This window comes from Vibrio sp. V23_P3S9T160 (assembly GCF_963886625.1).
Lineage (GTDB): Bacteria > Pseudomonadota > Gammaproteobacteria > Enterobacterales > Vibrionaceae > Vibrio > Vibrio anguillarum.
Genome location: NZ_CAWPDB010000188.1, coordinates 1 through 12,125, shown reverse-complemented (window position 1 = coordinate 12,125; position 12,125 = coordinate 1). Strand labels below are relative to the sequence as shown.

Here is a 12,125-nt window from a genome sequence, read left to right as displayed (position 1 = left end):
GTCGACACATTAGACTAATGTATAAGAAACTTAATGATTAAATTTGAACCAGAAGAAGATAAAACTCTGTGAGCTTGAAAAGAGAAAAGTGTCGATTTCGCAGATAGAATAAGCAGTGCAACCCATTACCGATGACACGGCCGTCACTTATGAATCTTTGCAAGAGAATCACGCACTCTCCTTTTGGTTACGCTCTCGCCTGCTCGTTGCTCTTATCTGGATGCATTGCTTACAACAGTAAACCGAAAAATCCGCGCAGCTACCCACTACTGAGTGAGGCGATCTATTCTGAAGATGATCTTTCATTGGCAGACAACCCAAATATTATTCGCACGGCAATAGAGGAGAATCAATCGGTTACGATCAATGACCTCAACGCGCTAACAAGCCAGTTACCTATTGTTTTTCCTGAATTAAATTTACACCTTGAGCAAGAGCACTCATTTGATGCTCGCTTATTTCAAAGCGCAGTACAGCAACTTGTTGCTCAATTTGCTTGTGAATTGTACAGCAGCCAGCAAATGTCCGATTCGGTTCAAATGTGTGCAAACGATGGCCGTGTAACACCGAACAACTTAGGTTACTTGCCTTTCCAGCAAGGCAAGTATTCGGGTGAGCGTTTAACGGTTCATCGACATTCTCAACCACAAGGTTCTCAATCGCAAAGTGTAGCCGTTGATCTCTATCTTAAAAGCACATCGGAGCGACCATTGAGCTCAATATGGGGCTCGACGCATACTTTAGGGCGGTTCCATGGTTCGCACTTTTCATCGGACAGTGTGGTACTCACCGTCTACTTCGAAGGGCATGTGTTAGATGAGCGTCATCAATGGCAAGCCCAATATCCCGAACCTTTGATCTTTTTCTTACTGCTGCCCAGTATCACGACCTTACTTCAACAAGGTAATGACGCCTCAGCTGCGCAATTTGCAATGAATAACACCCGTTTACTGCTCGTAGATAGTGAGACAAGACGCTAGCGAAGACTCGTCACACAACGCAGCAAAATAACGCCGTGAACTTTATGAACAAAAACGTTTTTATGCCCTATATTGTTTTTATCTACGCATTAGAGACAAACCTGTAACAGGTTATTAACTTAACGTATCTGCATTAGATCATTGATGCAGTCATGATAACAACGATAAGCACCCTATCTCCGCCTGTAGCATTCAGTCACAAACGCTCCAAGGTAAAGATGAAGATGCGCCCTACATAAGGAACGTGAATATGTTTAAGCAGTTCAAACCAACCCTCACTGCATCCATTCTGGCTGCAACCTTTTCTATTAGCAGCTTCGCCGCTGATATTGAGAAACTTCACATTTTAGTACCCGGTGGCGCGGGTGGTGGTTGGGACATGACGGCTCGTGGTACAGGTGATGTACTGATGAAAACCGACATTGTCGGCAATGTGTCTTACCAAAACTTATCCGGTGGCGGTGGTGGTAAAGCGATTGCACACTTAATTGAAACCGCAGACCGCCAAGAAGATACCTTGATGGTCAACTCTACACCGATTGTTGTTCGTTCTTTATCCGGTGTTTTTCCACAATCCTTCCGCGATTTAACACCGATTGCCGCCACCGTTTCTGATTATGGCGCTATCGTTGCTGCGGGCGATTCAAAATACAAAACGTGGGAAGATGCGGTTGCCGATTTCAAAGACAACCCGCGGAAAGTGAAAGTCGCTGGCGGTTCTGCTCGTGGCAGTATGGATCACTTAGTCGCCGCAGCCGCTTTCAAAGGGCAAGGGTTGGATCCAAAAGAAGTTCGCTACATCGCCTATGACGCGGGTGGCAAAGCCATGGCGGCACTGCTTTCTGGTGAAACACAACTGCTTTCAACAGGCTTAGGTGAAGTGCTTGAAATGTCCAAGTCTGGCCAAGTGAAAATTTTGGCGATCACCGCCCCCAAACGTTTGGAATCTGCCCCGAATATTCCAACATTAACTGACTATGGCAACCCAACTGTATTTGCAAACTGGCGCGGCTTCTTCGCGGCCCCAGGGATCAGCCAAGAGAAGATTGATCAGTGGAACTCAGCATTAGCGAAAATGTACACCACCGATGAATGGAAAATCGTCCGCGACCGCAATGGTTGGATCGATAATTATCAAGCGGATAAAGAGTTTTACGCCTTCTTAGAAGCCCAAGAAAAAGAGATGGGTGATCTAATGCGTGAGCTCGGTTTCCTGAAGTAAGGTCGCTAAGGGGACAGTTCCTTGCCTTGTCCCCGCTAGCAACACTTTTGCCGTGTACAGTTATGCTCAATACTCCTTTGTTTATCAGGCAAATATGGATAGGAAAACCTCCATACACCTATCCCTTTGCCCTTAGTTAATCAATTCATTAACTCGCTGCTACACGGCTCTTTTCTCCCCTATTTTTACCATGGAGTTGGATATGTCGGATCTGCCAACCAAATTTTTCAGCAAAGAATATTTACTGTGCCGCGATCGCGTTGGCGCGTTGATCTTCCTTGTTCTTAGCCTTTGCTACGGCTATCAAACGACTCAAATACCGATGTTTCCCGGTGATGAATACGAACCGTTTAACGCCCAAACCTTGCCGACTCTGCTGACTTACGCTGGAATTGGCCTCTCTTTGTTGATGCTGGTTTTAGGGCAGCACGATAAACAAAGCGGCGCGGTATTGCACTTCAACTGGAAATTGTTGATTGGTTTTTTAGTGTTGATGGCGCTGTACGGACTTGGTCTAACCTATTTAGGCTTCGTACTGGCCACCAGTTTCTTTCTACTCGCTGGCTTTTATATTTTGGGTGAAAGACGCAAATCAGTGTTATTTGGTGCTTCTTTTCCCTTTGTCATCGCGTTTTATCTGCTGCTTACTCAAGGTTTGGACATTTACCTTGAGCCCGGCGTTATTTTCACACTCTGGTAGGAACTGATTATGTTAGATGGAATTTTACAAGGGCTTTCTACCGCCATGATGCCAATGAACATCTTCATGGTGATTGTGGGCTGTTTCGTTGGTACTTTTATCGGCATGTTGCCCGGGCTTGGCCCTATTTCGGCCATCGCGTTGATGATCCCGATCACCTATGGCCTTGAACCATCTTCAGGTTTGATTTTAATGGCCGGCGTTTATTACGGCGCTATTTTTGGCGGCTCCACTTCCTCCATTTTGATTAATGCTCCCGGATGCTCGGCAACCGTGGTCACCGCGTTTGATGGCTACCCCATGGCGCAAAAAGGCCAAGCTGGTAAAGCGTTAGCCATCGCCGCTTACGCCTCTTTTACAGGCGGAACCTTGTCAGCGATTATGCTCTTGGTCGCAGCGCCTGCACTGGCCAGCGTGTCACTGAGTTTTCAATCCTCTGACTATTTTGCGTTGATGCTACTCGGTCTATCGGCGGTCGCCGCCTTTGCTGGCAAAGGACAAGTCCTTAAAGCATGGATGATGGTTGTTCTTGGCTTGATGCTCTCTACCGTTGGTATTGATAAAGGCGTAGGTGTGGAACGTTTTACCTTTGGCTTAACTGATTTAATGGACGGTTTTAGCTTCCTCTTGCTGGCGATGGCGACATTCGCTTTAGGCGAGACATTAATGGGTATTTTAAAACCAGAAAACGACACGCGTACAGATGAACAGAATAAAATCAGCAACTTGGGCAGTATGAAAATCACCAAAGCAGAATTTAAAGAAGCGGCTCCCGTTTCAATTCGTGCTTCCATTTTAGGTTTTTTCACTGGCGTGTTGCCCGGCGCTGGCGCAACCATCGCCGCATTTTTGAGTTATGGTATGGAGCGCAGCTTAGCGCCCAAAGATAAAAAAGAAGAGTTCGGTAAAGGGTCTTTGCGTGGGCTTGTTGCACCAGAGTCTGCCAATAACGCCGCCTCTAGCGGATCTTTTGTTCCGCTGTTGACACTCGGCATTCCCGGCTCTGGCACCACAGCGATCATGCTTGGAGCCCTGCTTTCTTACGGCATTCAACCTGGTCCTCGTTTATTTGTTGATCACCCTGATGTCTTTTGGTCTGTCATCATCTCAATGTATCTCGGTAATATTGTACTGATCATCCTTAACTTGCCGCTTATTCCATATATTTCAAGGCTATTGGCGGTGCCAAGAACCGTATTGCTGCCGATGATTTTGTTCTTCTCAATCACCGGTGTTTATTTGGTTTCGTTTAACACTATGGATGTTTACGTAATGTTGATCGTCGCGATGGGGGCGATTGCTCTACGGTTAGCCAACTTCCCGCTGGCACCACTGCTGCTTGGCTTTATTTTGGGTGGATTAATGGAAGAGAACCTTCGCCGCGCGTTGATGATCAGCGATGGGGAGTTAAGCTTCTTGTGGGAACGTCCGATCACTTTCGTGTTTACCGTGCTTGCAGTCGTAATGTTGACTAGCCCACTTGTGGTGATGCTGGCGAACAAACTTCGCTCTTCACCGACCAAAGCAGTTGAATAACAAGAGATTGTATCAATAGAAACTCATCCAACCATACAAAGACCTAGCGAAAATGCTGGGTCTTTGCTTTACTATGCACTTCAAATTTTTTCAATGTCAGCGATTGTCATGTCGTTCATCATACCTATCTAGGAGTCTCCATGACGGATAGACACTCTTTAATCATCGTTGAAGATGATCTAAAACTCAGAGAAATGTTAACAGAATACTTTGAAAGTCAAGATATTAGCGTCATTGACCTTGCTGAAGGTGCCAAAGCGAGCGCGGTCATTTTAGAGCAACAACCAGATATCGTGTTACTGGATTTAATGCTACCCGGTGAAGATGGGCTGACAATTTGTAGACAGATCCGTCCTATGTACAACGGTAAGATATTGATGCTAACCGCCAGTGATGACGATTTTGATCACGTTGCAGCACTGGAAATTGGTGCCGATGATTTTGTGACAAAGCCGATTAAACCACGCGTCTTGCTTGCAAGAATGCGTATGCTACTGCGCAGAGTCGACAACGAGCCAATTCAAACCGCGAAAACCGTGCTTGAATTTGGGGCCTTGTCTCTCAATCAATCTCGACATCTGTGTGAAATGAATGGTGAGGCCGTGGCGATGACCGACAGCGAATTCGACTTGCTGTGGCTACTGGCATCAACACCAGATCAAGTCCTATCACGGGATGTATTAACCAAAGCGTTACGCGGGATTGAATACGATGGGCTTGATAGAACCGTCGATAACAAGATTGTCATTTTGCGTAAAAAACTCGGTGATGATTCTTCCACACCGAAACGCATTATTACGGTCCGAGGGAAAGGATACCTTTTTGTACCAGACACGTGGTAATGACCACGTATTTTAGAAGAAACCTGTATGCGTCGTATCTACGTTGAATCTTTTGTTGGTTTATTGCTCTTTTTTTTAGCGACACTCATTACCATTGAACTGGTCGTTTACCAGCTTGGTACTGACTACGATTACGTACTTGAAGATTATCAAGCTGAAGCATTTCATGACTTGGTCACTCGTATTTATCAGCATGAAGGTGAAGCCAGCACCTTCAATGTACTAAAAGAATATGCCGATAAAACACGACAACTGATAGAGACGCATACTGAAAAGACCTTACCCTCAGATGTGCGAGCGTTTTTCTTTAATACCGCCCCCAATGCCTACACCTACTACGATGATGACCGTTTTTTATGGTTGCGCCTTACGTCCACCTCACCAATTTACAGCTTTAAACCCGATGAAGAATCACCATTGAGGCAAGCCATTTTCTTCGCAGATAATCTCTCACTTTTGCTGCTTGTCGTCGGTTTTGCACTGTACTGTGTGTTGCTGATCTGGTTCATCAGTCGGCGAGTGCGTGAATTGGAAAAAGTGACCTTAGCCTTTGCCGCTGGTGATCTAACCGCTCGAGCCTCCATCAAAAGCGGCGATAAAGTCGGCTCTTTAAACAAAAGCTTTAACTACATGGCGAGCAAAATTTCCGCTTTAGTGCTCAGCAATAAAGCGCTGAGTAATGCCGTGGCTCATGAGTTACGCACCCCTATCTTTCGGATCCAATGGCAAGCAGAAATGTTGGCCGATGAATCTCTGACACCAAAACAAGCGGCGAAAGTCGCCAGTATCATCGAAGATACCGAAGAGATGGAAACGATGGTCGATGAACTTCTTTACTACGCTAAAGTTGAAAGGCCAGAAAACGAACTCAATATGCAGACAATTCAGCTCAATTACTGGCTCGAACCGATACTAGATAAATGGCGCAGCAACAGCGTAGTCGAGATCCAGTTGCTGCCATTAGCACAAGTCGCCACTTTACAGGTCGATCCATACCTTCTCAAAAGAGCTCTGGATAATTTATTGGGTAATGCTCAGAAATACGCCAAAAGTAAAATAGCCGTTGAAACCTCCGTGATCAAAGCAGGTCAAGCAGTGCAAATTGATATCCATGATGATGGAGAAGGGATTGACCCGCAGCACTGGCCATTCATTTTTGATGCTTTTTACAGCGCGGATCTCTCACGTGGAGAGCGACAATCAGGCTTCGGATTAGGCTTGGCCATCGTCAAACAGATCGTTTTACGCCACAACGGCCAAGTATCTGTGGCTAAAAGTGTGTTCGGAGGCGCTTGCTTTACTCTTGTACTACCTGTGGTGGGCGTTTAAAATTCGGCCACTTAAGAGAATCCGTGAACCGACGTCATTGATTCTCTTTTTTAACATGAGGGTGCGGGGCGAAGGCTATTTTGCGTCTACACGTAATTCACTCATGCTCATTGTCATTGTCATTGTCATTGTCATAATTATTCATTATTAGGTTGTTCAATTTATGAAACCAGGTCGTACGGGTATAAAGCGTCTGTTTTATGCCACAGGTTATTCAATACAAGGGCTGAAAGCCGCGTGGCTAAACGAAGCCGCTATTCGACAAGAAACTGTCACTTCAATTTTGTTGATTACCATTACTTTCTTTTTGCCTGTCACTAAAATTGAGCAAATCATGATGATTGGTTGCTTAGTCTTAGTTGTGATTGTGGAGTTGATGAATTCCGCTGTGGAAGCCGTGGTTGACCGCGTCGGTAGCGAATGGCACGAACTCAGTGGTCGCGCCAAAGACATCGGTTCAGCTGCCGTACTGATCGCGTTGATATTTTCAGCATTCACATGGATGTTTATTCTGTGGCCTTATTACTTTTAGCGTATCATTTTGGCGCGCGTTAATGGCTCATTGTTTTATAACGGCCAACCCGTTGTAAAAAAGCCAGCAGAATCATAGAACAAACGACTGCTGGCTATGTCGATTTAGGAATGGTTTGGATAATCTGTATATCCCTTAGTACCTCCACCAAATAAGCAACTTGGATCAAATGCCGATAATGTACGGTTCATTTTCAAACGCTCGACTAAGTCTGGATTCGCAATAAAGGGACGCCCAAATGCGACTAAGTCAGCGTAGCCATTTTCCAAGATTTGGTTTGCTCGCTCAACGTCATATCGGCCTGCAACAATAATGGTATTGGTGAACAGCTCACGTAAATGTCGGCGAAAATCTTCAGGGATTTGTGGAGCATCATCCCAATCAGCTTCTGACAAATGCAGATACGCAATACCGAGTTTCTGTAATTGCTCCGCCGCTTGTAAAATCGTTGGGACGATATCTGGGCAGTTCATATCTTTAAATGTGATGTAAGGCGCCAAGCGAACTCCAACTTTGTCAGCGCCAACCTTATCAATGATTGCACTCACAACTTCCATAAGAAAACGTAAGCGGTTTTCTCTGCTGCCACCATATTGATCAGTGCGATGATTAGAATTGGTTCGCAAAAACTGATCGATCAAATAGCCATTACCACCATGAATTTCGACGCCATCAAAGCCAGCCGCAATCGCATTGTGTGCAGCATTAGCAAAATCGCGTACCACTTGGTTAATCTCTTGCAATGTCATTGCTCTTGGTTCAACGCATTCCATCATCTCACCGGCACTCCCCGGCTGTGCAATCCAGACTTTGGTATCGACTGGAGCAATAGCTGAAGGAGCCATCGGCTTTTGACCTTGTTGAAAAACAGGATGCGATACTCGCCCTACATGCCATAGCTGATTCACTATTTTTCCTCCGCGGTCATGCACGGCTTGAGTGATCTGCTGCCAACCCACAATTTGTTCTGGCGTGTATATGCCAGGAGTAAATGAGTATCCTTGGCTATCGTCTGATATTTGTGTTGCTTCAGTAATAATCAGACCAGCACTCGCTCGCTGAGCATAATATTGCGCCATGATGTCGTTGGGTACATTACCTGGTTGACTTGTCCGAGCCCGCGTCATCGGAGCCATTACCAGACGGTTATTCAAAGAAAGTGGACCGATTTGTGTCGGGGAAAATAAGCTACTCATCATTCAATCGCTCTGTATTGGGTTGTTATCCATAGGCTATAACAAAAGAATCACTAAATAATCTAGCTATAATTAAAAAGAGTATTTAGGATTACTTAACAATAACTGCGATATAGAATCTTAATGAACAAATTATTGAACATGGAGGTCTTTGTTGCCATTGTTGAGCAGCAAGGGTTGGCGGCCGCCGCAAAAGCCATCAATATGTCCGCCGCCTCAGTCACACTAAAACTGCAAGAGCTTGAACGCCACTATGGCGTGAAATTGCTGCAAAGAACCACACGTAAAATTGCATTGACGGAAGCTGGCGAACGTTTCTATCCATTATGTTTACAAACCTTAGCCAACATCACTGAAGTCGAGTCTTCGCTATTCGCCGAGAAAACACACTTGGAAGGCAATATAAAAATTTCAGCACCCAAAGATCTCGGGCGACAACATTTATTGCCACTGCTCGACTCCTTCTTAGCAAGACATCCTAAAATTGTGCCTCAGATTACCTTTAGTGACAGTGTGTTAGGGATATATGAAACAAAACTTGATTTGGTATTGCGTTACGGCACACTCAAAGATAGTCAATTGGTTTCCAGAAAATTAGCAACAAATCGCCGCGTTCTTTGCGCCTCACCCGCATATTTAGCGTGCCATGGTCAACCGACGCACCCAGAGGATCTCAAACAGCATGCTTGTTTGGGTATGCTACGCAAAAGTGAATCATTAACGCGTTGGTCTTTTCTTAAAGGAGATGCCGTTCAAGATATTCTGATCAAACCATCACGTTTGTCTAATGATGGCGAAGTGATTCGCCAGTGGGCACTCGAAGGCGCAGGTATTGCACTCAAATCACAACTCGATATTCAACCCGACCTCAATGCTGGGAAACTCGTTCTTCTCTTGGAAGATTATCGGCAAAGTTTTAGTTCACACGATTTGGCCACAGGATCGGACTTGCATCTGCTCTATCCCAATCGTGATCACCAACCGTCACGTATCAAAATATTGATCGAGGAGATTGTGCGCTATTTTGAAAAACGTACGCTTCCTACTGGGCAATAGCAAAAGAGCGCCGATAAAAGCGCTCTTTGTTTATTTTATTTCGACAATTTTCGGCGATTAAATGTCGAAAATTGTATTTCTGCTCTTAGGCGGCTATTTCTTATTCGCGTACTTCATTGAGTCCAACGCGACAGCGAAAATAATAATGCCGCCTTTAATGATGTACTGCCAGTAAGGGCTCACGCCAATGTAGGTCATACCATAGTTGATCACAGTGAAGATAAGCACACCCGTGACCACACCCGCAATGCTTCCGACACCGCCAGCAAATGACACGCCACCCACAACACAGGCTGCAATCGCATCCAACTCGTACAGGAAGCCAAGGTTATTGGTCGCACTGCCGATACGGCCAGCTTCCAACATACCGCCAAACGCATAGAACACACCCGATAAAGCATACACTTTCAGTAGCGTCAGTGGCACATTAACACCAGAAACTTTTGCGGCTTCTGGGTTGCCACCGACCGCGAAAATGTTCTTACCAAAAACGGTCTTATTCCACAAAATCCATGTAAAGATAATCGCGATAATGGCGTAGAAGGTTATGTACGAAAACCTAAAATCCCCAAATCGAATAAAACCTTGAGTGAATGAAGAGAAACGCTCATCAAAACCTGCAATTGGAGATGCACCCACCGAATCGTAGTAGAGAGAGTTAATCCCGTAGACGATGATCATGGTGCCTAATGTGGCGATAAACGGCGTTACTTTTAAATAAGCAACAATCACACCGTTCACTAAACCGATGATCGCGCCAATCGCGCACACACAAAGAATCACAGCCACAATTGGCACGTCACCAATGCTGGGGAATACTTTGTTGACGTTATCAATTGATTGTAAAAGTGTTGCCGAAATTACAGCGGCTAAACCCACTTGACGTCCAGCAGAAAGGTCGGTTCCTTGCGTTACAATCAGCCCCGCCACACCCAATGCAATAATAACGCGCACTGAAGATTGCGTTAATATATTACTAAAGTTGCGTAAACTTAAAAATGATGGCTCCTGAATAATAATAATTGCCAGAAGAATAAATAGAACCGCATAGATCGCACCTTCCTTTAGGTGCTTCATTGCAAATGTTTTAACTGAATCCATAATAATTTCCCTAGAGGTAACGAGAGGCCAGCTCTAATATTTCATTCTGTGAAGTGTCTTTAGTATTAACGATTCCCGCAGCTCGGCCATTACTCATCACCAATATTCTATCGGTAATGCCTAACAACTCTGGCATTTCGGAAGAGATAATAATAATCCCTTTATTCTTTTTCGCTAATTCCAATATCAATTGATAAATTTCAAACTTTGCTCCGACATCAATACCCCGAGTCGGCTCATCAAGCATTAATATTTCTGGCTGAGTTAACAACCAACGGCCAATAATGACTTTCTGCTGATTACCACCAGACAAAGAACCGATTGATGTTTCATGAGAAGGTGTTTTTACACTCATGGAGTCAATTACCCACTGTGTATCACTCCTCATTTTTTTATTACTCAGTAAACCTAATTTGGTTTTGTATTCATCCACATTGGCAACCAAAGAGTTAAAGGTAATATCTAAATTACTGTAAATGCCGGTTGAACGACGCTCTTCTGTCACCAACGCAAAACCACTATTGATCGCTTCATGTGCATCACGGTTTTTCATCTCTCGGCCATGTAAGATAATGTGGCCGTTACTACGTTCACGAACCCCAAAAATGGTTTCCACAATATCAGTGCGTCTTGAACCCACGAGCCCAGCCACACCTAAGATTTCACCTTCTCTGAGATCAAACGAAATATCCTGAATAGAGGGTTGGTTCAGTGCTGTTAAATTTTTGATTTCGAGGATAATTTCTTTTGGCACATTGGTCTTTGTGGGAAAGCGCTGTGTTAATTCACGGCCAACCATCATCGAAATGATTTTGTCCATATCGAGCCCTTTCAACGGCCTCGTATCAACCCATTGCCCATCACGCAAGATGGTTATCTCATCACAAATAGTAAATATTTCTTCCATTTTGTGAGAGATGTACACCACGCCACAGCCTTTTTCTTTCAACTTGTTAATGATAGTAAAAAGATGCGATACCTCTTTTTCAGTCAAAGAGGACGTGGGTTCATCCATGATCACAATGCGCGCGTTGTAAGAAAACGCTTTCGCTATTTCGACCATCTGCCTTTGTGATACCGATAATTTAGCCACTTTAATTTTCGGGTCTATATCAATATCGAGTTCATCAAAGATCTCTTTGGTATCGCGATACATTTTATCGTGATCGACAAAGAGTCCTTTCTTTGGGTAACGCCCTAGCCAAATATTATCCATTACAGAACATTGTAATACTTGGTTAAGCTCTTGGTGGACCATGGAAACACCCGCTTCCAAAGCTTGCTTAGACGATTGAAAATTCACATGTTCGCCTAAAAATATAATATCACCTTCGTTTTTATCATAAATTCCAAAAAGGCATTTTAATAGCGTCGACTTACCTGCACCATTCTCTCCCATTAACGCATGAATAGAGTGTGGTCGAACTTTCAAATTAACTTTATCTAATGCCTTAACCCCGGGAAACTCTTTACTCACTCCTGTCATTTCTAACAGAAATTCATGCTCTTGATTTACCATGGCATCACTTATTTATTCTTTGATTAATACCATTCAATATTAAATAAAATTTAATCAGCAATTATTTATTATTGATTGTATAAACACCCTATACGTTAGGGAGTAAAGGGGG

The 12,125-nt window shown here is 44.3% G+C and carries 11 protein-coding genes; 8 read left to right on the top strand and 3 right to left on the bottom strand.

From position 1 onward, the window contains the following. The first annotated feature begins 149 nt into the window (after window positions 1-149). The 7 genes from AACU59_RS17700 (at window position 150) to AACU59_RS17670 (ending at window position 7,141) form a co-directional block, all read left to right on the top strand. Complete coding sequence (locus AACU59_RS17700; RefSeq protein ID WP_094145507.1) at window positions 150-980, top strand: hypothetical protein; 831 nt, start codon at window positions 150-152, stop codon at window positions 978-980. A 250-nt stretch (window positions 981-1,230) separates the two neighbouring features. Further along, complete coding sequence (locus AACU59_RS17695) at window positions 1,231-2,202, top strand: Bug family tripartite tricarboxylate transporter substrate binding protein (RefSeq protein ID WP_094145508.1); 972 nt, start codon at window positions 1,231-1,233, stop codon at window positions 2,200-2,202. A gap of 202 nt (window positions 2,203-2,404) precedes the next feature. Further along, entirely contained in the window at window positions 2,405-2,902 is a 498-nt protein-coding gene (locus tag AACU59_RS17690) for a tripartite tricarboxylate transporter TctB family protein (protein ID WP_176428337.1), read from the top strand. Between the two features lie 9 nt (window positions 2,903-2,911). Then, window positions 2,912-4,438, top strand: a complete 1,527-nt coding sequence (locus AACU59_RS17685) for a tripartite tricarboxylate transporter permease (RefSeq protein WP_017046152.1) — start codon at window positions 2,912-2,914, stop codon at window positions 4,436-4,438. 140 nt (window positions 4,439-4,578) lie between these two features. After that, window positions 4,579-5,280: a response regulator gene (locus AACU59_RS17680; RefSeq protein ID WP_094145509.1), complete on the top strand. Its 702-nt coding sequence runs from the start codon at window positions 4,579-4,581 to the stop codon at window positions 5,278-5,280. A gap of 27 nt (window positions 5,281-5,307) precedes the next feature. Beyond that, complete coding sequence (locus AACU59_RS17675; RefSeq protein ID WP_094145510.1) at window positions 5,308-6,609, top strand: ATP-binding protein; 1,302 nt, start codon at window positions 5,308-5,310, stop codon at window positions 6,607-6,609. A gap of 163 nt (window positions 6,610-6,772) precedes the next feature. Next, window positions 6,773-7,141: a diacylglycerol kinase gene (locus tag AACU59_RS17670; protein ID WP_017046154.1), complete on the top strand. Its 369-nt coding sequence runs from the start codon at window positions 6,773-6,775 to the stop codon at window positions 7,139-7,141. A gap of 104 nt (window positions 7,142-7,245) precedes the next feature. Here AACU59_RS17670 and AACU59_RS17665 read toward each other — a convergent pair whose 3' ends face one another. Then, entirely contained in the window at window positions 7,246-8,337 is a 1,092-nt protein-coding gene (locus tag AACU59_RS17665) for an alkene reductase (protein ID WP_176428565.1), read from the bottom strand. Between the two features lie 123 nt (window positions 8,338-8,460). Here AACU59_RS17665 and AACU59_RS17660 point away from each other — a divergent pair, with 123 nt between their 5' ends. Beyond that, the gene (locus AACU59_RS17660) at window positions 8,461-9,393 is read left to right on the top strand and encodes a LysR family transcriptional regulator (RefSeq protein ID WP_094145512.1); all 933 of its coding nucleotides are present in this window, start codon (window positions 8,461-8,463) and stop codon (window positions 9,391-9,393) included. 93 nt (window positions 9,394-9,486) lie between these two features. Here AACU59_RS17660 and mglC read toward each other — a convergent pair whose 3' ends face one another. Together mglC and mglA are read right to left on the bottom strand one after the other, a co-directional pair. Then, window positions 9,487-10,494, bottom strand: coding sequence for a galactose/methyl galactoside ABC transporter permease MglC (gene mglC, locus AACU59_RS17655; RefSeq protein WP_013856962.1), 1,008 nt, complete (start codon window positions 10,492-10,494; stop codon window positions 9,487-9,489). A 10-nt stretch (window positions 10,495-10,504) separates the two neighbouring features. Then, window positions 10,505-12,013: a galactose/methyl galactoside ABC transporter ATP-binding protein MglA gene (gene mglA / locus AACU59_RS17650; protein WP_017046157.1), complete on the bottom strand. Its 1,509-nt coding sequence runs from the start codon at window positions 12,011-12,013 to the stop codon at window positions 10,505-10,507. Between the last annotated feature and the right edge of the window lie 112 nt (window positions 12,014-12,125).

Excerpts from the sequence above, each read along its gene's own strand:
- AACU59_RS17665 (WP_176428565.1), bottom strand. The coding sequence starts at position 8,337 with ATGAGTAGCTTATTTTCCCCGACACAAATCGGTCCACTTTCTTTGAAT.
- AACU59_RS17670 (WP_017046154.1), top strand. The coding sequence starts at position 6,773 with ATGAAACCAGGTCGTACGGGTATAAAGCGTCTGTTTTATGCCACAGGT.
- AACU59_RS17690 (WP_176428337.1), top strand. The coding sequence starts at position 2,405 with ATGTCGGATCTGCCAACCAAATTTTTCAGCAAAGAATATTTACTGTGC.
- AACU59_RS17695 (WP_094145508.1), top strand. The coding sequence starts at position 1,231 with ATGTTTAAGCAGTTCAAACCAACCCTCACTGCATCCATTCTGGCTGCA.
- mglA (WP_017046157.1), bottom strand. The coding sequence starts at position 12,013 with ATGGTAAATCAAGAGCATGAATTTCTGTTAGAAATGACAGGAGTGAGT.
- AACU59_RS17675 (WP_094145510.1), top strand. The coding sequence starts at position 5,308 with ATGCGTCGTATCTACGTTGAATCTTTTGTTGGTTTATTGCTCTTTTTT.
- AACU59_RS17685 (WP_017046152.1), top strand. The coding sequence starts at position 2,912 with ATGTTAGATGGAATTTTACAAGGGCTTTCTACCGCCATGATGCCAATG.
- AACU59_RS17660 (WP_094145512.1), top strand. The coding sequence starts at position 8,461 with ATGAACAAATTATTGAACATGGAGGTCTTTGTTGCCATTGTTGAGCAG.
- AACU59_RS17680 (WP_094145509.1), top strand. The coding sequence starts at position 4,579 with ATGACGGATAGACACTCTTTAATCATCGTTGAAGATGATCTAAAACTC.
- mglC (WP_013856962.1), bottom strand. The coding sequence starts at position 10,494 with ATGGATTCAGTTAAAACATTTGCAATGAAGCACCTAAAGGAAGGTGCG.
- AACU59_RS17700 (WP_094145507.1), top strand. The coding sequence starts at position 150 with ATGAATCTTTGCAAGAGAATCACGCACTCTCCTTTTGGTTACGCTCTC.